This is a genomic window from Streptomyces sp. NPDC054834, assembly GCF_053611185.1.
The window spans coordinates 264,572-283,910 of the sequence record NZ_JBSGZV010000006.1 but is presented as its reverse complement, the minus strand read 5'-3'; the positions used below and the strand labels follow the sequence as shown (position 1 = coordinate 283,910).

The 19,339-nt window shown below is 71.5% G+C and carries 21 protein-coding genes; 8 read left to right on the top strand and 13 right to left on the bottom strand.

The genetic code is table 11. From position 1 onward, the window contains the following. Nucleotides 1–33 precede the first annotated feature (33 nt). The 5 genes from ACWGJM_RS11720 to ACWGJM_RS11700 all read right to left on the bottom strand — a co-directional run bounded on the left by ACWGJM_RS11720 (nucleotide 34) and on the right by ACWGJM_RS11700 (nucleotide 3,890). Nucleotides 34–954, bottom strand: a complete 921-nt coding sequence (locus ACWGJM_RS11720; RefSeq protein WP_453411469.1) for an RNA polymerase sigma-70 factor — start codon at nucleotides 952–954, stop codon at nucleotides 34–36. Between the two features lie 25 nt (nucleotides 955–979). Next, nucleotides 980–1,453: a carboxymuconolactone decarboxylase family protein gene (locus ACWGJM_RS11715; protein ID WP_453411468.1), complete on the bottom strand. Its 474-nt coding sequence runs from the start codon at nucleotides 1,451–1,453 to the stop codon at nucleotides 980–982. Between the two features lie 124 nt (nucleotides 1,454–1,577). After that, the gene (locus ACWGJM_RS11710; protein ID WP_453411467.1) at nucleotides 1,578–2,675 is read right to left on the bottom strand and encodes a CU044_5270 family protein; all 1,098 of its coding nucleotides are present in this window, start codon (nucleotides 2,673–2,675) and stop codon (nucleotides 1,578–1,580) included. Then, nucleotides 2,672–3,328 carry an RNA polymerase sigma factor gene (locus ACWGJM_RS11705; RefSeq protein WP_453411466.1) on the bottom strand — a complete coding sequence of 219 codons (657 nt, stop codon included), beginning with the start codon at nucleotides 3,326–3,328 and terminating at the stop codon, nucleotides 2,672–2,674. The genes ACWGJM_RS11710 and ACWGJM_RS11705 overlap by 4 nt, the downstream gene beginning before the upstream one ends. 106 nt (nucleotides 3,329–3,434) lie before the next feature. Further along, nucleotides 3,435–3,890, bottom strand: a complete 456-nt coding sequence (locus ACWGJM_RS11700; RefSeq protein WP_453411465.1) for a DUF1877 family protein — start codon at nucleotides 3,888–3,890, stop codon at nucleotides 3,435–3,437. Nucleotides 3,891–4,299: 409 nt separating this feature from the next. Between ACWGJM_RS11700 and ACWGJM_RS11695 the strand changes: the two genes are divergently transcribed. From ACWGJM_RS11695 to ACWGJM_RS11680, 4 genes are all read left to right on the top strand, one after another. After that, nucleotides 4,300–4,932, top strand: coding sequence for an RNA polymerase sigma factor (locus tag ACWGJM_RS11695; RefSeq protein WP_453411464.1), 633 nt, complete (start codon nucleotides 4,300–4,302; stop codon nucleotides 4,930–4,932). A 43-nt stretch (nucleotides 4,933–4,975) separates the two neighbouring features. After that, nucleotides 4,976–5,749 (top strand): hypothetical protein, encoded by a 774-nt coding sequence (locus tag ACWGJM_RS11690; RefSeq protein ID WP_453411463.1) that lies wholly within the window; start codon nucleotides 4,976–4,978, stop codon nucleotides 5,747–5,749. Nucleotides 5,750–6,010: 261 nt separating this feature from the next. Continuing rightward, nucleotides 6,011–7,966, top strand: coding sequence for an amino acid transporter (locus ACWGJM_RS11685; protein WP_453411462.1), 1,956 nt, complete (start codon nucleotides 6,011–6,013; stop codon nucleotides 7,964–7,966). Nucleotides 7,967–8,096: 130 nt separating this feature from the next. Next, complete coding sequence (locus ACWGJM_RS11680) at nucleotides 8,097–8,618, top strand: hypothetical protein (RefSeq protein ID WP_453411461.1); 522 nt, start codon at nucleotides 8,097–8,099, stop codon at nucleotides 8,616–8,618. Nucleotides 8,619–8,650: 32 nt separating this feature from the next. Here the strand turns inward: ACWGJM_RS11680 and ACWGJM_RS11675 are convergent, their stop codons facing one another. From ACWGJM_RS11675 to ACWGJM_RS11660, 4 genes are all read right to left on the bottom strand, one after another. Then, on the bottom strand, nucleotides 8,651–10,189 hold the full coding sequence (locus ACWGJM_RS11675; protein WP_453411460.1) for a PH domain-containing protein: 1,539 nt from the start codon (nucleotides 10,187–10,189) through the stop codon (nucleotides 8,651–8,653). 95 nt (nucleotides 10,190–10,284) lie between these two features. Continuing rightward, nucleotides 10,285–11,349, bottom strand: coding sequence for a CU044_5270 family protein (locus ACWGJM_RS11670; RefSeq protein WP_453411459.1), 1,065 nt, complete (start codon nucleotides 11,347–11,349; stop codon nucleotides 10,285–10,287). Further along, entirely contained in the window at nucleotides 11,346–11,969 is a 624-nt protein-coding gene (locus tag ACWGJM_RS11665) for an RNA polymerase sigma factor (RefSeq protein WP_453411458.1), read from the bottom strand. Before ACWGJM_RS11665 ends, ACWGJM_RS11670 begins: the two co-directional genes overlap by 4 nt. 100 nt (nucleotides 11,970–12,069) lie before the next feature. Then, a complete protein-coding gene (locus tag ACWGJM_RS11660; protein WP_453411457.1) occupies nucleotides 12,070–12,582 on the bottom strand; it encodes a PadR family transcriptional regulator in 513 nt (170 codons plus the stop codon). A 124-nt stretch (nucleotides 12,583–12,706) separates the two neighbouring features. On the opposite strand from ACWGJM_RS11660, the gene ACWGJM_RS11655 reads away from it, so the two are divergent. Next, nucleotides 12,707–13,267, top strand: a complete 561-nt coding sequence (locus ACWGJM_RS11655; RefSeq protein ID WP_453411456.1) for a hypothetical protein — start codon at nucleotides 12,707–12,709, stop codon at nucleotides 13,265–13,267. 28 nt (nucleotides 13,268–13,295) lie between these two features. Here the strand turns inward: ACWGJM_RS11655 and ACWGJM_RS11650 are convergent, their stop codons facing one another. Beyond that, entirely contained in the window at nucleotides 13,296–13,781 is a 486-nt protein-coding gene (locus ACWGJM_RS11650; RefSeq protein ID WP_453411455.1) for a TetR/AcrR family transcriptional regulator, read from the bottom strand. Nucleotides 13,782–13,877: 96 nt separating this feature from the next. Between ACWGJM_RS11650 and ACWGJM_RS11645 the strand changes: the two genes are divergently transcribed. After that, nucleotides 13,878–14,939 carry an FAD-dependent monooxygenase gene (locus ACWGJM_RS11645; RefSeq protein ID WP_453411454.1) on the top strand — a complete coding sequence of 354 codons (1,062 nt, stop codon included), beginning with the start codon at nucleotides 13,878–13,880 and terminating at the stop codon, nucleotides 14,937–14,939. Nucleotides 14,940–14,950: 11 nt separating this feature from the next. Here ACWGJM_RS11645 and ACWGJM_RS11640 read toward each other — a convergent pair whose 3' ends face one another. Both ACWGJM_RS11640 and ACWGJM_RS11635 read right to left on the bottom strand, forming a co-directional pair. Continuing rightward, nucleotides 14,951–15,895 carry an MIP/aquaporin family protein gene (locus tag ACWGJM_RS11640; protein ID WP_453411453.1) on the bottom strand — a complete coding sequence of 315 codons (945 nt, stop codon included), beginning with the start codon at nucleotides 15,893–15,895 and terminating at the stop codon, nucleotides 14,951–14,953. A 178-nt stretch (nucleotides 15,896–16,073) separates the two neighbouring features. Next, the gene (locus ACWGJM_RS11635; RefSeq protein ID WP_453411513.1) at nucleotides 16,074–16,766 is read right to left on the bottom strand and encodes a DUF4328 domain-containing protein; all 693 of its coding nucleotides are present in this window, start codon (nucleotides 16,764–16,766) and stop codon (nucleotides 16,074–16,076) included. Nucleotides 16,767–17,060: 294 nt separating this feature from the next. On the opposite strand from ACWGJM_RS11635, the gene ACWGJM_RS11630 reads away from it, so the two are divergent. Then, a complete protein-coding gene (locus tag ACWGJM_RS11630; protein ID WP_453411452.1) occupies nucleotides 17,061–17,534 on the top strand; it encodes a hypothetical protein in 474 nt (157 codons plus the stop codon). 41 nt (nucleotides 17,535–17,575) lie between these two features. Here ACWGJM_RS11630 and ACWGJM_RS11625 read toward each other — a convergent pair whose 3' ends face one another. After that, nucleotides 17,576–18,268, bottom strand: a complete 693-nt coding sequence (locus tag ACWGJM_RS11625; protein ID WP_453411512.1) for a DUF6445 family protein — start codon at nucleotides 18,266–18,268, stop codon at nucleotides 17,576–17,578. A gap of 260 nt (nucleotides 18,269–18,528) precedes the next feature. Between ACWGJM_RS11625 and ACWGJM_RS11620 the strand changes: the two genes are divergently transcribed. Then, a complete protein-coding gene (locus ACWGJM_RS11620) occupies nucleotides 18,529–19,290 on the top strand; it encodes a DUF4142 domain-containing protein (RefSeq protein WP_453411511.1) in 762 nt (253 codons plus the stop codon). The last annotated feature ends 49 nt before the right edge of the window (nucleotides 19,291–19,339 follow it).

Sequence of the window (19,339 nt, the reverse complement as noted above, 5' to 3'; positions counted from 1 at the left end):
CAGCTCCACCCGAGTACATGAGCCATGGGGTCGTCACGTGGACCGGCCCGCCCGTCTCACTTCGCGGTGGATCGCCCAGGCGTCCGCCACCGGGCCCACGTGCCCGAGCTTGTCGGGGTTGATCACCGAGCGGATCGTCTGGACCTTCCCGTCGAGGACATCGAGCGCCAGGGTGTGGAGGACCCTGCCGTCCCGGTCACGGAAGATCGCGCCCGACCGGCCGTTGAGTTCGTGCGGCTCGAACGTCACGCCGACCCGGGCCATGCGGGGGAAGACGGAGGCGAGCAGCCGGGCCACGTGCTCGGCGCCCATGACGGCCCTGGCCAGCTGCGGGGCCCTGCCGCCGCCGTCGCCGACCATCGACACGTCGGCGGCGAGCAGTTCCCGCAGGCCGGCGACGTCGCCTCCGCGGAGGGCGGCGAAGAACCGCGACGCCAGTTCCTCCCGTTCTTCGCGGGCCGTTTCGAAGCGCGGACGCCCGGCCGCCATGTGCCGCCGTGCCCGCACCAGCAGTTGCCGGCACGCCGCCTCCGACCGCCCCACCGCGGTGGCGACCTCGTCGAACCCGAAGCCGAACACGTCCCGCAGCACGAAAACCGCCCGCTCCAGCGGGCTGAGCCGCTCCAGCAGCAACAGCGCCGCCATCGACACCGAGTCGGCCAGCTCCGCCGACCGGGCCGGATCCTGATACGGATCGCTGAGCAGCGGCTCGGGGAGCCACGGGCCCACGTACTCCTCCCGCCGCACCCGCGCCGACCGCAGCACATCGATCGAGATCCGCGTCACCGCGGCCGACAGAAAGGCCTTGACCGACGTGGGCCGGGTCGAGGAGCCGTCGAAGCGCAGCCATGTCTCCTGCACCGCGTCCTCGGCCTCGGCCACGCTGCCCAGGATCCGATAGGCGATCGAGAACAGCAGCGGCCGCAGCTCCTCGAACTCCTCGACCTTGCTCACGCCGGACGACCTTCCCCGATGCCGGTCAGTGGAACGTGCCGGGCTGGTAGTCGCCGGCCGGCTGCTGATTGATGATGTTCAGCCGGTTCGCCGCGTTCATGAAGGCGACCAGGACCGCCAGGGCGGTGAGCTGGTCCTCGTCATAGTGCTTGGCGGCGGCCGCCCACACCTCGTCGCCGACCCCGCCGGCCGCGTCCGCGACCCGGGTGCCCTCCTCCGCCAGCTCCAGCGCGGCACGCTCGGCCTCGGTGAAGACGGTGGCCTCCCGCCACGCCGCGACCAGGTTCAGCCGCACCGAGCTCTCGCCGGCGGCGGCCGCGTCCTTGGTGTGCATGTCGATGCAGACGGCGCAGCCGTTGATCTGGCTCACGCGCAGGGCCACCAGCTCCCGTGTCGCGGTCGGCAGTGGCCCCTCCGTGATCGCCTTGCCCGCCGACATGAAGTGCTTGAGGGCCTTGCCGGCGGTCGGGGCGGCGAAGTAGTCAAGTCGCGCTTGCATGGTGTGCCTCCTCTGAGGTCGTCAGTGGCTACACACCTGGGACGGGATGGCCTCGCCCCCTGTGACATCGGCGAATGTGACCTGCGTCTCCTGCCCCTGAGCGCGCGTCAGCCGGGACGGCGCGTCAGCCGGTCTGCGACGGGGTCTGCTTCATGCCGTCGACGACGGCCCGGTTCATGATGGCGCTGGTGTAGACCACCGTGCCGGGCTTGATCAGGGCCTCCTCGCCGCTGTTCTCGCGTACCTGGACGGTGCGCTCGCCGAGGAAGACATGGGTCTTCGTGTCGAAGATCCACTCCTCGCGCTGGCCGCTGGTCTCGTCGAGCCGGGCCACCGCCACCCCGTGCCGGCCCACCGCGTCCACCGCGTCCTGCACCACGACGACACCGGGGATCTTCTCGGCGGCCTTGAACAGTGCCGAGTAGAGCTCCGCGGGCGGGTAGCTCTCGCCGAGCAGGTCCCCGATCGTGGTGAACGCCTCCTGGTCGGGGGAGTTGCCGTGCCCCTTGGTCTCCTTGTAGATCTTGGCCAGCAGTGCGGCGGGGTCGGTGGTGAGCTTGGCCAGGTAGTCGTACGACGGACCGTTGAGGGACGCCTTCGGGGTGTTGCCCTGCTCGTCGGGCAGGCTCAGGGTCTCGCCCTCGGGACTGTCGTCGGCCGCGGGATCGATCAGCCAGCCCTTGGTGCCGTCCGGGGACTTCCAGATCTGGCGGCGGTGCAGTTCGTGGGAGGCCAGCGTGGTCTTGCCGTCGACGGTCTTCAGGAAGCTGTCGGCCGCCTTGGACTCGATGTAGATGTACTGGCCGGGCTTGACGTCCGGGTGGGACCCGTCGGCCGCCGCCAGCGAGATCTGGTCGAGCAGCTGGGGCACGCCCTTGGTGGTCGCGGCGCCGACCTGTGTGGTCAGTGCCGGTCCGGTGGCGACGCCGCCGTCCTTGACCCCGCCGCCGCCGGACATCGCGGTCCCGGCGACGACCGCCGCCGCCACGGCCGCCGCCATGGCGGGCAGTACGATCGCCGGGCGCGGCAGCCGGAACCTCCGCCGTGTCTTCGCGGGCGCCGCCCCCGTGCGCTCTTCCCGCTGCATGTCGTGGATCTGGGCCATCAGACGCTCCTTGTGGAACTGGTGACGGCCCGCCGGCAGATCACGCGCCGTCCGGGAGAAGAGCTGTGCGCTCTCGTCCCACTCGGCGGGGTCCTGCCGGGACGTGTCCGCGTTCATCGGTTTCCTTCCTGCGCGGGCCGGATCGCGTTTGTGCGTTCGCCTCTTGTCTGTCGGCCGGGACGACTGTCTTCCCGATTTCCGCGAACTTTCTTGCGCACCGCTTCCGTTGCGGGGCGGGCGGATTCGGCCTCGGCGAGCGCGCGCAGCTTCTTGCGGGCGCGGGAGAGCCGGGAGGCGACCGTGCCGACGGCGATGCCGAGGGCTTCCGCCGCCGCCTCGTAGTCCAGCCCCTCCCCCAGGCAGAGCGCGATGACCTCGCGCTCCGGTCTGCGCAGCGCGGCGAGCGCGGTCAGGGCCGTCGCGAGCCGCCGCCGGTCGTCGACCCGGTCGGCGACCTCGTCGGCGTGGTCGGGCACCGACAGCTCGGCCGCCGCGGCCGCGCCCGCCGCCGCCCGGTACCGCCGGTTGCTCCGGTACTGGTTGCGCGCCGTGTTGGTGGCGATGCCCAGCAGCCAGGGCCGCAGGGAGCCGCCCTCGGGATCGACCCTGTCGCGGAGCCGCCACGCCTCCATGAAGGTCGCGGCCATCACGTCCTCGGCCGTCGACCAGTCGGCGGTCAGCCGGAAGGCATGGTTGTAGACCGCGCGGGCGTGACTCTCGAAGAGCTCAGCGAACGCGCTCGACTCCCCGGCCCGTACCCGGGTACGCATATGAGTGCTCACCTCAATGAGCTGTCCGGCACCCCACACCGGCTTCCCGTGACCTGCGCCACACAGTAACCGGGCCGGCCGGCTCGGGAGATCCGCCTGCCGTGCCTCAGGCCGGCAGCCGCTTCACCACCGCGTCCCCGCACTCGGCCGTCTGTGCGTAGAACGCCGTCAACTCGCGGTGCGTCGAGGCGAAGGCACCCCACGTCTCGGGCTCCGAGGACACACCGCCGTAGCGCGGTAGCAGTTCGTCGCGGGCGAACAGCCACAGCGCGTCGAAGTCGGCCGTAGCGAGGAACTTGGCCACCCGGCGGGTCTGGGCCGCCGTCAGCACCAGGAGCGGCGGCTTGCGCGGGTCGGGGCGGAACACCGGCCGGCCGCCGAGCACCACCTGGGTCCGGGGCCGGTCCTCGGCACGGCGCGGGGGCGGGCCGGCGTAGATGCGTTCCTGGTCCAGGTGGTGCCGGACGGTCTCCGAGTCGTCCTCGAACATCCGGTCGAGCCAGGTCGCGCTGTTGCGCAGCGCCGGGGGCGGCACCGCTCGCAGGCGGAGGTGCGTACTCATGCCAGAAGGAGCGCACGGGGGCGCCGAAGCATTACGCGGCCCGCTGTGGCTCTCTCCGGCTCTCTCCGTGCCGCCCACGGGGGGAGTGAGGAGCGGCACGGAGAGAGGTCTGGGGAGCGGGGGCTCGCGACTCATGCAGCGCCCGGCCGTCGCGAAACATCACCCGGCGCGGACGCCGGTCCCCGGCGCGACGGGCCGTCTCGAACCGCCGCACCGGCTCTCGTGCCGCCAACGGCTGCGCGGCGGGGCGTCGTTGGGGTGAGCGGCGCCGGCGACCACGTGAAGGGCTCGCGACATGTTGTGACACTTCCGTGAGGGCGGACGCTGGTCACCATGGGGGCCGTCGACGCGACCGGAGCGCGGCGGAGGGCATGGACTCGCTGCGGAACCGGTGCGAACGAGGACGGTCTTGGGCCAGGTACGGCAACCCCGGCGCGTACAGGCGTACGACGGGGAACTGGGCGCGGCGGTCGCGCGGGCCCAGGACGGTGACGAGGCCGCTTTCGCGGTCGCCTACCGGATCGTGCAGCCGGGCCTGCTCGGCTATCTGCGCGGCCTCGTCGGCGACGACGCGGAGGACGTGGCGTCCGACGCCTGGCTGGTGATCGCCCGTGACCTCGGGCGTTTCAAGGGGGACGGGGCCGGGTTCCGCGGCTGGACGGCGACCATCGCCCGGCGCCGGGCCCTGGACCATCTGCGCCGGCAGCGCGTGCGGCCCCGGGCGGGCGGGACCGAACAGGACGTACTGGACCTGGCCGGCCCGCACAGCACCCATGAGCAGGCCCTGGAGTCCCTCTCCACCGAGCGTGCCCTGGAACTGGTCCGCGGGCTGCCTCGGGACCAGGCCGAGGCGGTGCTCCTGCGCGTGGTCGTCGGCCTGGACGGTCCCGCTGCCGCACGCGTCCTCGGCAAGCGCCCGGGAGCGGTACGCACCGCCGCCCACCGGGGCCTGAAACGCCTCGCTCATCAGCTGGGTCTCGGCGGCAAGGCGGACGAGGGTGTGACGGATGAGGCGTCCCGGACGCTGGGTGAGTCGAAATGAACGGCGAACGGATCGAACCTGTCGGACACGAACGGATGCGGACATGGGTGAGCGGCTGAGCGGTGGCGGAGTTCCGGGCCGTGGCCGTCGGCGTGCGCATCCCGGTGACGCCGTGTCCGGCCCGTGGGACGTACGTGACTCCGCCGCGCTGGAAACGGCCCTTGCCACCGCCCTACGCGACGACGGTCTCGCCCCCGAGGCCGAGCGGCGGGCCCTGGCCGCGTTCCGGGCCGCCCGCGGAACGGGCGCGCACAAGGCGCGTACCCGGCGCCGGGACGACTGGCGGCTGCCCGCCGAGCGGCGTGCCGGGCGCTCGGTGAAGACGACGTTCGGCGTGGTGTTCGCCAGCCTCACCCTGGGCGGTGTCGCGGTGGCGGCCATCGGTTCGGTCGGCTCGTCCGCGGACGGAGCCGACGCCGGACGGGGAACCGCGCACCCGTCGTCGGTCGCCCCGGACCGACCGGGCGGTGCGGCCCCGCCCACGTCCGCCGGCGGCCACGGGCCGACGGACCGCCCGGCCACCGCCCAGGACACCGAGGCGCACTGCCGCGCCTACGAGCAGGTCGAGAACCGCGGCAAGGCGCTCGGCTCGACGGCCTGGCAGCGGCTCGTCGCGGCCGCCGGCGGAAAGGACAAGGTCGCCGCGTACTGCTCCGCCCAGTTGGCCGGGGCGAAGGCCACGCCGGGCGGTAACAACCCGGGCGCGGGCTCCGCGAACCCCGGCAACGGCACGTCCGGCAACACCGGCACCTCAGGAAACGGCACGTCCGGAAACGGCCGGTCGAACGAGGACAAGGGCAGCGGAAAGCACAAGTAGCGCCACGCCCCTCGGCCGAACCGTTCGCCACCGTTCACGTGCGGCGGCAGCAGGCCCGCGGCGAGGGCCGCTCGCCAGGGCGCCCGCGGACGCCGCGGACGCGGAGATTCCGGGACCGCGCACCACGGGCACGAGCCCTTGACGCGATCGGCGGACTCTCGCGTGGGCCCTTGTGTCACTCTCTGCTTACGCTGGTGCCGTTCTCCGCGTGTTGGCCGAAAACCACACACGCTGAGCCGCACGGCAGAAGAGAGCACGCCGATGGCCGCCACCGAACACCCGCCGCAGAGCCGGCTGCGGACGTGGATGCTGGAGGGCCTGTCCGACATGGGCAAGCTCGGCGGTCACACCGGCCCGTACGCCAAGCCGGAGCCCCCGCACAAGGGTCAGCGCTGGTACCGGGTGATGTGCCTGACCGGCGTGGACTACTTCTCCACCCTCGGCTACCAGCCCGGCATCGCGGCCCTCGCCGCGGGCCTGCTGTCGCCGATCGCCACGCTCGTGCTCGTCGTGGTCACCCTCGCGGGCGCGCTTCCCGTGTACCGCCGGGTGGCGGAGGAGAGCCCGCACGGGCAGGGCTCCATCGCCATGCTGGAGCGGCTGCTGTCCTTCTGGCAGGGCAAGCTGTTCGTGCTCACCCTGCTCGGTTTCGCGGCCACCGACTTCCTGATCACCATCACCCTGTCGGCCGCCGACGCCTCCACGCACCTCGTCGAGAACCCGCATCTGACCAACGCCCTGCACGGCAAGCAGATGCTGTTCACCCTGCTGCTGGTGGCACTGCTCGGCGCGGTGTTCCTCAAGGGCTTCCTGGAGGCGATCGGCGTCGCGTTCGCCCTGGTGGTCCTCTACCTCGGGCTGAACACCGTGGTCGTGGTCGCCGGCCTCTGGCACGTGCTCACCGCCGAACACCTGATCACCGACTGGACCAGTGCCCTCACCGCGGAGCACGGCAGCGTCTTCGTCATGATCGGCTTGTCCCTGCTGGTCTTCCCGAAGCTTGCGCTGGGCCTGTCCGGCTTCGAGACCGGCGTCGCCGTCATGCCGCACGTCCGGGGCGACCCGGGTGACACGGAGGAGAACCCGAAGGGCCGGATCCGGGACACGAAGAAGCTGCTCACGGCCGCCGCGCTGATCATGAGCGTCTTCCTGATCACCACCAGCTTCATCACCACGGTGCTGATCCCGGAGAAGGAGTTCGAGCCGGGCGGCCGGGCCAACGGGCGTGCGCTCTCCTACCTCGCCCACGAGTACCTGGGCAACGCGTTCGGCACGGTCTACGACGTCTCCACGATCGCCATCCTGTGGTTCGCGGGCGCCTCCGCGATGGCCGGCCTGCTCAACCTGATGCCGCGCTACCTGCCCCGCTACGGCATGGCCCCGCACTGGGCCCGCGCCGCACGGCCCATGGTCATCGTCTTCACCGTCATCGCCTTCCTGGTCACCTGGATCTTCGACGCCAGCGTGGACGCGCAGGGCGGCGCCTACGCCACCGGTGTGCTGGTCCTGATGTCCTCCGCGGCGATCGCGGTGACCATCGCCTCGCACAAGGCCCTGCAACACGGCTGGACCACCGGCTTCGCGGTCGTGTCCGCGGTCCTGCTCTACGTCACCGTCGCCAACGTCATCGAACGCCCCGACGGTGTGAAGATCGGCGCCTGCTTCATCGTCGGCATCATCCTGGTCTCGCTGCTGTCCCGGCTGGCCCGCGCCTTCGAGCTGCGCGTGACCGACGTGACGCTGGACGACATGGCGCAGCGGTTCGTCCGCGACATCTCCCACCGGCGCATCCGCTTCCTCGCCAACGAGCCCGGCGAGCGGGACAAGGCCGAGTACCGCGACAAGATCAACCAGATCCGGGCCGACAACGACCTCCCGGAACAGGAGGACTTCGTCTTCGCCGAGGTCACCGTCACCGACCCCTCCGAGTTCGAGGCGGAGCTGACCGTACGCGGCGAGGTACTGCACGGCCGGTACCGCGTCCTGACCCTGGAGTCCTCCTCCGTCCCCAATGCCCTCGCCGCCCTCCTCCTGCACGTCCGCGACACCACGGGCTGCATCCCGCACATCTACTTCGAGTGGACCGAGGGCGCCCCCCTCGCCAACTTCCTGCGCTTCTTCCTCTTCGGCCAGGGCGAGGTCGCCCCCGTCACCCGCGAGGTGCTGCGCGAAGCGGAACCGGACCGGGCCCGCCGCCCCCGCGTCCACGTCGGCTGAAAATCCGGGCTGAAAATCCCGGCTGCACATCAACGTCCGCGTCAGGACCCCGTCAAGACCGGACCTCATCGCGTCAGGACACCGTCAGCGCCCTTCACCCAGGGGCACGACGCCGCCTAGCGTCGATGGCATGCGAGGAAGCGGAACGTGCGACGGCCCGGTCACCGACCGCCACTGGCGCGGCGGCGCCCGGCTCGCGGCGAGCTGTGCCCTCGCCTTCTGCGCGCTGACCGTCCTCGTCGACTGGGACGCGGGCACCCTCACCGTCGCCCGCGCCGCACTGTGGCTCGCCCTGTCCGCCGCCGTCTTCGCCGTCCTGCTGCCGCCGCGGGTCACCGCGGGCCCCGGCTGGCTGATGGTGCGCGGCTCGTTCGGCCGGCGGGTGGTACGGACGGACGCGCTGGTGTCCGTACGGCAGTCCGAGGGCATCGCCACCCGCCTCGTCCTGCGGGACGCCCACGGCGGACGCCTCGAACTCGACACCCGCGTGCTGGCCGCCAGTCCCTTCCTGTGGCACGAACTCGACACCGGCCTGCGCCGCTCCGTGCACCGGGGCACCCTGCTGCACGGAGAGGACGCGTTCCGGCGGCTGGGCGAGCGCATCGACACCGAGACGGCGCGAGCGGTCCTCCGCGCGTCCGGGCTGTCGTAGGCCGACCGCCCTCAAGCGTGCCGCCGCGCGCCTCAGGTGTTCGCGGTGGCTCTCACCAGGTTCAGCTCGCGGACGATGCGGTCGAGGTCGGCCGGGGCGGCGGCGAGGCGGACCGTTCTGCCCGCGTCGTCGAGTTCGGCGATGTGCCAGCTCCTGGGCACGGTGTCGCCGTCACTGCCCCGGGCGCGCCGCACGGTTCTCATGGCGAGCCGCTCCACCGGGATGCGTTTCGCGGCGAACCTGCCCGGGCCGGGTGTGACCGCCGACGGGCCGTCTCCGAGGGCGATGTGGGTGCCGAAGCCGTGCGGGTTGTAGTCGGTGTGCTCCAGGAAACGGGCGGCCAGGAAGACCTCGTGCGCCTCCCGGGCGGCGGACTCCTCGCTCCCCGCGGCCTGTTGGGGCGTACGCACACGCGTGCTCCGCCAGGCCCAGGTGAGGAGGGCCAGTGTGGCGAGGGAGCCCGAGGCGGCCCAGGTGAGTGCGACGGGAGAGGTGAACAGAGTGGTGGGGTGGAGGTAGCAGAGCGGCAGCAGCCACAGGGCGGTGCCGACGAGCGCGCCCGCGAAGGGAAGCGCCGACGGAAGGACCTCGTCGTCGGGCAGCCGGCGCCCGCGCAGCCGCAGCAGCACCTGGGCGGCGGGGTAGCCGGCGGCGAGGGCGAACACGGCGGCCACGGCGGCCACGTCCCCGGCGCCCGGAACGTGCTCGTGCCACACGTAGTGCGCTCCGCTGACCTCCCGCACCGCACCGCGCCAGACGGTCAGTTCGACACGGTCACCGGGACGGAACCCCTGCGCGGCCTCCCGGGAGACCTCGACCCGCGCCGTCGGCCTGCTGCCGACGAAGTACAGCCAGCTGCTCTTCTTCGGCCTGTTGGCGTCGGTGCGGGCGATCACGGCCGGCACGGTGGTCAGACAGTCGGCGCGCGCCGAGGCGGGCGTCGCCGCGGTGCACGGGCGGGCCGACCGCCACGCCAATTCCGCCGACGCGGCGTTCGGCACGAACCACGCGGCCACCCCGGCGCACACCAGCAGCAGCGCGCACAGGCTCAGCGACCCCGCCCAGCCGCGCCCGGCGGTGCGGTACGAGACGACGGGGACGTGACCGGACTCCGGGGTCCCGTGGCGGCGGTGCAGCGTGCGGAGCGCTTCCAGCGTCGCGTCGAACTCGGGGTCGTCGGACGACGCGCTCCGCGGCAGCGGCAGGAGCCGTTTGCGGCCGTCGCGCAGCGCCAGGCCGACGCGACGGGATTCGGGGACCCGCGGGTTGTTCGCGTACCTCAGGTGCACCCGCAGGCCGGCGACGTCCCGCCAGGGCACGCTCCGGGTCCCCCACAGCGTGCGGATCCGCAGACCGTACGCGTCGGCGCTCACCCGGGCGGTGACCCCGTGGAGCGCCACGACGCCCATCAGCGCCATCAGCAGGCCGGGGACCGGCCACACGTCCATGAGCCCGCCCCAGTACGCCAGGCGCACCCCGGCCAGGGCCGCCCCGGCCGCTCCGAGGACGACGAAGAACCACAGGGTCCGCTTCCGCGGGGGTAGACAGGTCACTTCCCGGACATCGGTCATGGACGGAGCCTGTCATCGGCGGGGCCGCGCTCGCTTGTGCGGAGTCCGGCAGTTTCCCGGCCCTGGACATTGCCGAGGGCGGGTCAGGGACTGTCCTAGCTCGCCTTCTTGGCCGGTTCGCCGCCGCGGTGGTCGACGACCGCGCGTTCCATGACGGCGGTGACACCGAAGAGGGTGGTGGGCCGCGGCTCCTTCTTCCTGTCCTTGGTGATGTACGAGCGGGCGCCCAGGTAGGCGAGGCTGTGCCTGTCGAAGATCCAGACGTCGCGGATCGCGGACCTGGGGTCCTCGCGGGTGATGCCGAGGCCGTGCCGGCCGGCGGCGTCGCTGACGTCGGGGAGCTCGGTCACGCCGGGGATCTTCGCGGCGGCCTCGTAGAGCGCGGCGTTGTTCGCGGCGGGCATGATCGTCCCGCTCAGCAGGTCACCGATCTTGTCGAAGGCGGCCTGGTCGTGCGATTCGGTCTCGTCCGCTTTCGTCTTGGAGTAGACCAGGCGGAGCAGGGCGTCGGGGTCGGTCGGGAGGGAGGCCAGCCACTTGTAGGTGGGGCGGTTCCAGCCCGCCGGGACAGGGTCGCCGCCCTCCTCGATGGGGATCGTCTCACCGGGCATCACAGCGTCTTTGCCGGTTTCCTTGAGCCACCCGGCGGTCTTGACGGGGGCGGGGTTCTGCACCGTCCATTCCTCCAGCGTGTGCAGGGCGCCGAGCTTCACCGGACCTTCGAACGTGCCCTTGTTGGCGCGGAGCAGCGTCTTGACGTAGACCAACTGCCCGTCCTTCACCGGGCTGGTGTCGGTCTCCATGGCCGCGGCGGCGATCCGGCCGAGCGTCACGGACGCGTGGTTGGCCCGGGCCGGTCCCGCGGTGGCCGTCCCGCCCTTCGGCGTGGACCCGCCACCGCCGGAGAGGGTGACGACCAGCGCCCCGGCCAGTGCCATCGACGCGGCGGGCAGCAGCACGGCGGGGCGCAGCAGCTTGCGGCGGCGCGGTGCCCCGGCCGTCCGCGGGGAGGGGTTCAGGTCCTGGTCGATGCGCTGCATCAGTACGTCCTTGTGGTGGAGGTGCCGGTTCCGGGGGAGGTCCCATTCGGCCGGGGCCGACAGCAGCTCCTCGGCCTCGCTCCGGGCGGAGCCGGCGCCGGGCAGGTCGTCAGCGTTCATGGGGTTTCCTCCTGAAGGAACAGGGCCGCGAAGGCGGCCTCACTCTCCATCTCTCCGCGGGGCTGGGGCGGTTCCGGTTTTTCGCGGTCGGGTTCACCGGAGGCGCTGAGCCGGGCCAGCCGCGCGCGGGCCCGCGACAGCCGCGACCGCACGGTGCCGACCGGGATGCCGAGGGCCTCGGCCGCCTGCTGGTAGTCCAGCCCGGAGGCCACGCACAGGGTGAGCACCTCCCGGTCCTGGCGGCGCAGCCGGCGCAGCGCGTCGTGGACCAGCGCGAGCCGGCGGGCGTCGTCGATGCGGCCCGCCGTCTCGTCCGCGAAGTCCTCGACCGGCCGGGGCTCCGGGCTGCGGGCCAGGAAGGCGAGCCTGCGGCGCACACCGCGGTTGGCGTTGCGTGCCTTGTGCGTGGCGATGCCGAGCAGCCAGGGCTTGAGCGAGCCGCCCTCGGGCTCCACCGTCCCGCGGGCCCGCCAGGCGGCGAGGAAGGTCTCGGACATCGCCTCCTCGGCCTCCGCCCAGTCGCCGGTCAGCCGCAGGGCGTGGTTGTAGACCGCCCGCGCGTACTGCTCGTACAGCTCGGCGAAGGCTTCGCGGTCCCCTGCCCGTATGCGCGCACGCACTGACTCTCCTCGTTCCGGTTGCCGCCTCACATCTGGTACTCACTGCGGAACGCGGGGAGTTCCTGTGCTCTGTGTCACACGGTGTTCGAGGGAGGGGCACCTACTTGATCAGCCCCGCCGCCCACTGGGCCCACTCCCGCCGCATGGCGTTGAACCGCAGGCCGTATTCCAGGACGATCCGGCCGTAGACCGAGAGGTCGCCCTCGTCCCAGTCGATGGAGTCCACCAGGTGGCGCAGGTCGTCGTGGACCTGGTCGGAGAGCTCGACCAGCTCGGTCAGGTAGGCCCGGGCCTGCTCGGGGGGCAGCACGCCGAGGAAGAAGACGCGGAGCAGGACGTCGCTGCGGACGGTGCGCTGCGGGCGGGTCTCGGTCAGCCAGTGCCGCAGCTCGGTCATGCCGTCGTCGGTGAGGGCGTACTCCTTGCGGCCGCGCGGGCCTTCGGCCGTCACCGTGATCAGACCGGCGTCCGCGAGCTTGGTGAGCTCCGTGTAGATCTGGCTCTGGGTGGCCGGCCAGACGTTGGCCAGCGACGTCTCGAACAGTTTCAGCAGGTCGTAGCCGCTCGCGGGGCGCTCCGCGAGGAGGCCGAGCAGCGCGTGTCGAAGGCTCATGCCAACACCTTACATTCCAGTATTGACATGTCACTCATGGACCTTCTACTTTTGACATGTCAGAAGAGAAAGCAGCGGGAGAACGCAAGCCCGGCAAGCAACGCCGAAACGGAGCGAAACCCTCATGTCCTACCTGCGCACCTTCCTCCCGTGGATCGTCTTCGCGGTGCTGCCCTCCGGCAGCTGGCAGTGGGGCGCGCTCGCCGCCCTGGTGGTCGCGGCGGCGGTGATCGGCCAGCAGGTGCGGGCCGGTGCCGGGTTCGACGCGCTGATCATCGAGCTGGGCTCGGCGGCCTTCTTCGCCGTACTGGCCGTCATAGCCTTCGCCGACCCGCACTCGGGCGTGCACGACTACTCCGCGGCCCTCTCCTCCGGAACCCTCGCGGCCGTAGCCGGGGTCTCCCTCGCCATCGGCAAGCCGTTCACGCTGGGCATCGCCAAGCGCACCACCCCGCGCGAGGTGTGGGGGCTGAAGCCGTTCATCCGGACCAACGTCGTCATCACCGCCGTATGGACCGCCGCCTTCGCCGTGACCGCCGCCGTCCTCGCCTTCGTGGCCCACGCCGGGAACGCCCACTCGACCCCGGCCACCCTCGTCCAGATCGCCGGCTTCGCCGTCCCGATGGTCTTCACCGTCCGCTACGTCGCCCACGTCCAGGCCAAGGCCCAGCAGCCCGCCGGCTGACGGCACGGCCCCGCGCCTCCACGCCCCGTCACTGCGCCAGTTCGCGCAGTCCCGCCACCACCTCGGCGCCGGACGGGGCGTGCTCGGGGTCCACCAGCCACTGGAGCATCAGGCCGCCGAGCAGAGCCAGCGGCACCTGACCGCCGAGGCCCTCCCGACCTAGTCGGAGGCCCTCGGCGAGGTGCTTGCGGACCGCCGGGGAGCGTTCGGCCTGTACGGCGGCCTCGAGTTGGGCCACCCACAGCGACCGATGGGTCGAGAAGCTGTCGATCAGCGCCTGCCAGCGCTCCTCGGGGTGGCCCTCCGCGGCGTGCCCGGCGAGCTCGTCGCCGAGTTCGTCCACCGCCTCCACCAGAGCCTGCGTGAGCAGCGCCTCCCGGGAACCGAAGTGGTAGCCGATTGCGGCGTGGCTGACTCCCGCAGCCGCCGCGATGTCCCGCACCGTAGTGCGCGCCCAGCCGCGCTCCACCAGGCACTGTTTGGCTCCGGCGAGCAGGTCCTCTCGGTTTCCCATGGCAGGCAGCATAGCCGGGGATTGGCCAAATGGTTTATCCGCATGGTTTGACCAAGCGGATTGACCATATGGTCAAATCCCCTCTACGGTCGTCCCATGACCGACAACAGGGTTCTGATCTCGGGTGCGAGCGTGGCCGGTCCGGCCCTCGCCCACTTCCTGCTCCGCGACGGGTACGACGTCACCGTGGTCGAGCGTGCGCCGTCCCTCCGGGAGACCGGATACGCCGTGGACTTCCGCGGTGCCGCGTTCGACGTGCTCGACGAGCTGGGCATCCTCGACGAGGTGCGCGGCCACGACACACGGATGCGCGGCACCGCCCTCCTGGACGAGACGGGCGCCGGGGCCGGACAGTTACCGGCGGAGGTGTTCGCAGGTGACCTCGAAGTGCCCAAGCGGGAGTTGACCCAGATCCTGCACCGGATCACCGCCGCCGACGTGGAGTACGTGTTCGACGACTCGATCAGCGCGCTCACCCAGCACGAGTCCGGCGTCACGGTCGAGTTCGAGCGAGGTGCCACCCGCGAGTTCGACCTCGTCTTCGGGGCTGACGGGCTGTACTCCAAGGTGCGGCGGCTCGCGTTCGGGCCGCACGCCGAGGCCCTGCGCCACCTGGGGATGTCCGGCGCCGGGTTCACCACCGACAACTTCCTCGGGCTGGACCACAGCGGGGTGCTCCAGCAGGGCAAGGGCACGGCGGTCTACATGTTCAGCGGGGCGGATGCGGAGCGGCTGTCGGTGAGCCTCTCCTTCGCGACCGAGTCCCCCGCGCTGGACCGGCGCGGCCGGAGCGAGCAGGAGGAGGCGGTGCGGGACGCGTTCGCCGGGCACGGCTGGGAGGCGCCCCGGCTGCTGAAGGCGATGACGGAGGCGGACGACTTCTACTTCTCCTCGGCCTGCCAGGTCCACCTGGACCGCTGGTCGGACGGCCGGGTGGCGCTGCTCGGCGACGCGGGGTACTGCGCCGCGCCCACCAGCGGCATGGGCACGTCCCAGGCGCTGATCGGCGCACGGGTACTGGCCCGGCACCTGGCCGGGGCGGGCGGCGACCACGCGGCCGCGTTCGCCGGGTACGAGGCCGAACTGCGGCCGTACGCAGCGGAGAACCAGGCCAAGGGCCGGGAAGGCGCGGCGGCGTTCGGTGGCCGCGTGGAGTAGCGCCCGGCCGGCTACTTCTCGTCCGTGCCCTCGGTGGGCCGGGTGCGCCCGACTTCCGGCAACTCGCCCAGCTGGGCGCGGATGTGGAGTACGTCGCCGATGAACAGGTCGTACACCAGGACCCCGATGACTCCGCCGACGAGCGGTCCGACGATCGGGATCCAGAAGTAATTGCTGAACCATGGACCATCCCCCGGCAAGGCCAGACTCTGCCAGCCGGCCAGCCAGGTCAGCAGGCGCGGGCCGAAGTCACGGGCCGGGTTGATGGCGTAGCCGGCGTTCGTCCCGAAGGACATGCCGATGGCGGCCACCACGAAGCCGATCACCAGTGGGCCGAGGTTCGCCTGCACCGCCGTGTTGCGCAGGTCGATGACGGCCGCGACCAGCATCACGAGGAAGGCTGCGCCGACGATCTGGTCGATCAGCGGTCCCCAGACGCCGCCGTGGAAGTACGGCGCCGGGAAGGTGGCGAAGATCGAGAACGTGGCGAGCGTGTGCCCGTTCGTCTTCGGCGGTTTCGAGGCGGCGTCGAAGGCGTTGATCGCGTCGTGGTAGACGGCGAAGACCAGGGCCGCCCCGGCGAAGGCGCCGACCACCTGGGACAGCCAGTACGGCAGGACCTTGATCCAGGGGAACTTGCGGCGCACCGCGAACGCCAGCGTCACCGCCGGGTTGATGTGAGCACCGCTCACGCCTCCGGCCACGTAGATGCCGAAGACCACGGCCATGGCCCAGCCCCACGTGATCAGCAGCCAGTCGCCGGCGGCGAGGAAGATCGTGGTGGGCGACTCCGTGCGGCCCGAACCGGGCAGTCCGGCGACGGCCACGGCCACGGAACCGGCTCCGAACGAGATCAGGACGAATGTCCCCAGGAACTCCGCCATGCATTCGCCCAGCAGGCCCCCGCGACGCCTGAGCGTGGAGGGTTTGATCAGGGGAGGTATTTCCACAGCCATATCGGCCCCCTCAGTGAGAGCATCCGGCCATACGACCGATCACGGAACCGGCCTTACCCCATCGTTACGCATGAACGGGACAAAGGACACCGGAGGGGATTCGGGGGACATTTCGACCGGGCGCCGACGAGCGCGGCCGCACCGGCAAGGGTGCGGTGGGCGGCGCCCGCTCCTCGGGTCAGGACTGCGAATGGGCCGAGCCGACCGGGGCGGAGTGCGAGGTCGCGGGGGCGGTTGCCGGGTGGTTGTGCTGGGCTGCGGTGATGGCGCGGACGGCGCAGACTCCGGCGACGGCGGCGGCGATGACAGCCGTCTCGCAGACCAGGAGGGGCCAGACCCCGGTGTAGGCGCGCTCGATGACCTTGTCCGTGGAGTCCGTGTACATCAGGCCGACACCGCTGAGCATGCCGGCCACCCAGAGCCCCCACCACACGTTCAGCGAGCGCGGCACGGGCCGCCCCGGGACGCTCTTCTCGTAGGCGTCGGCGATGATGCCGCGCGGCACCCAGAGGTTCACGATGGGCACGACCCACCCCAGGTAGACCCAGAACCCGGAATAGCGCGGCGGCTCGGGCGAGAGGGCGCGCGCGTTGTCCCGGACGCGCCACATCCAGGACACGAACGCCAGCGCGCAGATCAGCGCGGCACCGTCCCCCAGCGCACTGACGACGTGGTACGAGTCCTCCAGCGCGGTCAGCTTCCGGTGCACGCCGTCCCCCTGGTCCGGCGGCCCCGACACCGGCTCCCCGGCCAGCGAGAGCCGCACCTGCCACACCGCCCGGGCGGCCCAGGCGGCCCCCGCGAGCAGCAGCCCGCCCACGGCACACCACTCCGCGATCCGATCCGACCGCAGACCGGCGGACTGCTCCATGTAGTCGTCGTTCACCTGGGCATCCTGTCCTACGAGCTTTTGTTTACGCCATGTCAGACGACGAAAAGCGCGCCATGGTCACGAGGCCGCCAGTGGATCGTCGGGACGCAAGCCGCTCAGCTTGTCCGGGTTCACCTGCGTGCACAGGCTGTGGACGCCGTCCGCGGCGAGCTCGCTGGTCGACATTGTGCGTGCGGCGGTACGCCGTACGGATGACCCGGCATGCGCGATCGCGGTCGCGGTCCTTGACTGGACGGGAGAACGGCGGGGGCCAGGACACGGACGGAGTGCGGAATGACGGGTCTACGGACAGGCACGGTGCTGGCGCTCGTCGCATGCCTGGGCGCGGGGCTGAGCGCTTGCTCGAACGGCAACAGTTCCAGCAGCCCCACGTCCGCGGTCAGCAAGGCGGCGTCCTTCGCCTCGCAGGGCGCGTCGGCGCTGGCCTCGGCGACCGCCGAGGCGGGGAACAAGCTGAACGAGGTGAAGGGCGGCGTCAACGCCAAGGACGCGGTGACACTGGGCACCCCGGCCTCGACATCCGACGGTCATACGACGGTCGACGTCACGGCCGTCAACAAGGCGAGCTCCACCAAGTCCTTCGCCGTCCAGGTCAACTTCACGGACAGCGGCGGGAACCTCCTGGACACGACCGTCGTGACGGTCTCCGATGTGGCTGCCGGGAAGTCGGGCAAGGCGACGGCCCAGAGTCACCGCAAGCTGACGGGACAGGTGAAGACGGTGGTGGCGCGGGCGCTGCGGTACTGAGGCACCCGGCCACCGGCCGGACCGCGGCCCCGCGGACCGGCTCAGGCCATCCAGAAGAAGACCGCCGTCATCCGCTTCTCCTCCAGCGTCTTGCCGAAGTAACCGGTCGCGCTGTGCACGAGGTTGGCGTTGTAGAGGAGCAGACGGTTGTACTTGTGGGGGACGCGCACGTCCTCCTCGAAGGCGTCCGGGGCGACGAACCGGGTGCCGAGGGCCTCGACGAGGTTGTTGTGCGGGGCCTGGACGACGTTGCCGCCGAGGCGTCCGCCGGGCAGGGACTGCCGGTAGAAGCCGGTGCCGCAGTCCTTGGGCACCCCCGGGTTGAGGTAGAGCACGGCCGCGTAGCGGCACAGGGCACGCGAGTCGGTGTGCGGCCGGGGCTCGCTCTCCCCCTCGCCCACCACCTGCACGCAGTTGTGGTTGAGGGTGCCGCCGCCGGGCGCCTGCTGCACCCACAGTTCCCGGGCGCCCGTGGCCTTCTTCACCAGCCGCTCGATCCGCCCCAGTTCACCCGGCTCCAGCCCCGGCATGGCCCGCAGCCCCGGCCAGGTCTCCTGCGTGTACGGATATCCCTCGACCCAGTCGTCCTTGGCGAGACACCGCTGCCGTACGGCGTCCACGTCCGGCAGGACGTCGTCCAGGACCCAGTAGTCGCGGCCCTTGGTGGGCTTGCGGTAGGGAAGCACGGGGAGGGGGGCGGCAGCCCGCGCGGGCCGTCCGGGCCGTGGTGACATGGACATGCGGCGAAGGTATAGCCGGGGCCCCTCTGGACTCTCCCCGCGACTGGTCAATGTTCGGTCAACGGAAAGGGGGTCGACGAGCGGAAAGGTGGGTCGCCGCCGAGAACTCCCACAACTTTTTACCGAAACCATAGAGTCGCCTGGCTTCCCCATCCGTACTGCTGTGCGTCCGAACCGCTCGCCTTGCGGGTGGGATCCACTGCCGGGCAGGAGGCACGGTGCGCTTTTCGCGAAACGCGACGGGAACTCTCTTCGTGGGCGGGGCCATGGCGGTGACGCTCACCGCGATGGTCTACCCGAGCATGCTCGGGGTGTCCACCGTCTCCAGCGACCAGTCCCGGGTCATCGCCAACACCCAGTGGGGACCGCTGACGGAGGGCGACCGGGACTTCGTGGTCAAGGTGCGCGCGGCCGGACTGTGGGAGTACCCGCTCGGTCAGATCGGGCTTCAGAAGGGCAGCAGCCCGGCGGTCAAGACGGCCAGCAACCACCTGATCGACGGCCACGCCGCACTGGACGCCTCCTGCCGCAAGATCGCCCCCATGCTGAACATCACGATCCCCAACGTGGCGAGCCCACAGCAGGAGGGCTTCGTCACCCAGCTGAAGGCTGAGAGCGGCAAGCAGTTCGACACCGACTTCGCCAACATCCTGCGGATGACACACGGATCGATCTTCAACACCATCGCGAAGATCCGCTCCACCACCAAGAACTCGCTGGTGCGCGCCCTCGCCGACCAGGCCAACGACACCGTCCTCGACCACATCACGGTCATGGAGAAGACGGGCCTGGTCGACTTCGACACGACCCTCAACACGCAGACGAACCCGCCGAAGCTGCCGGGCGCCCAAGTGACCCCGCCGGTCCCGCCCGCCGGGCAGCCGCAGGTGGTGCTCACCGCGCCGCCGACCGAGACGTCCACCCCGCTGGACATCGACGCCATCGCCGGCGGCAACGCCGCCGGAGGCAACGCCGCCGGAGGCGCCGCCGCCGGCCCCAGCCCGTCGGCGGGCTAGGGCCGACAGGCCCCGGGGTCACCGGGCCCTGGGGTCACCGGGCCCCGGG

Excerpts from the sequence above, each read along its gene's own strand:
- ACWGJM_RS11640 (WP_453411453.1), bottom strand. The coding sequence starts at position 15,895 with ATGGCTGTGGAAATACCTCCCCTGATCAAACCCTCCACGCTCAGGCGT.
- ACWGJM_RS11655 (WP_453411456.1), top strand. The coding sequence starts at position 12,707 with ATGTCCTACCTGCGCACCTTCCTCCCGTGGATCGTCTTCGCGGTGCTG.
- ACWGJM_RS11635 (WP_453411513.1), bottom strand. The coding sequence starts at position 16,766 with ATGGAGCAGTCCGCCGGTCTGCGGTCGGATCGGATCGCGGAGTGGTGT.
- ACWGJM_RS11680 (WP_453411461.1), top strand. The coding sequence starts at position 8,097 with ATGCGAGGAAGCGGAACGTGCGACGGCCCGGTCACCGACCGCCACTGG.
- ACWGJM_RS11675 (WP_453411460.1), bottom strand. The coding sequence starts at position 10,189 with ATGACCGATGTCCGGGAAGTGACCTGTCTACCCCCGCGGAAGCGGACC.
- ACWGJM_RS11625 (WP_453411512.1), bottom strand. The coding sequence starts at position 18,268 with ATGTCACCACGGCCCGGACGGCCCGCGCGGGCTGCCGCCCCCCTCCCC.
- ACWGJM_RS11700 (WP_453411465.1), bottom strand. The coding sequence starts at position 3,890 with ATGAGTACGCACCTCCGCCTGCGAGCGGTGCCGCCCCCGGCGCTGCGC.
- ACWGJM_RS11715 (WP_453411468.1), bottom strand. The coding sequence starts at position 1,453 with ATGCAAGCGCGACTTGACTACTTCGCCGCCCCGACCGCCGGCAAGGCC.
- ACWGJM_RS11710 (WP_453411467.1), bottom strand. The coding sequence starts at position 2,675 with ATGAACGCGGACACGTCCCGGCAGGACCCCGCCGAGTGGGACGAGAGC.
- ACWGJM_RS11660 (WP_453411457.1), bottom strand. The coding sequence starts at position 12,582 with ATGAGCCTTCGACACGCGCTGCTCGGCCTCCTCGCGGAGCGCCCCGCG.
- ACWGJM_RS11670 (WP_453411459.1), bottom strand. The coding sequence starts at position 11,349 with ATGAACGCTGACGACCTGCCCGGCGCCGGCTCCGCCCGGAGCGAGGCC.
- ACWGJM_RS11650 (WP_453411455.1), bottom strand. The coding sequence starts at position 13,781 with ATGGGAAACCGAGAGGACCTGCTCGCCGGAGCCAAACAGTGCCTGGTG.
- ACWGJM_RS11645 (WP_453411454.1), top strand. The coding sequence starts at position 13,878 with ATGACCGACAACAGGGTTCTGATCTCGGGTGCGAGCGTGGCCGGTCCG.
- ACWGJM_RS11630 (WP_453411452.1), top strand. The coding sequence starts at position 17,061 with ATGACGGGTCTACGGACAGGCACGGTGCTGGCGCTCGTCGCATGCCTG.
- ACWGJM_RS11685 (WP_453411462.1), top strand. The coding sequence starts at position 6,011 with ATGGCCGCCACCGAACACCCGCCGCAGAGCCGGCTGCGGACGTGGATG.
- ACWGJM_RS11705 (WP_453411466.1), bottom strand. The coding sequence starts at position 3,328 with ATGCGTACCCGGGTACGGGCCGGGGAGTCGAGCGCGTTCGCTGAGCTC.
- ACWGJM_RS11690 (WP_453411463.1), top strand. The coding sequence starts at position 4,976 with ATGGGTGAGCGGCTGAGCGGTGGCGGAGTTCCGGGCCGTGGCCGTCGG.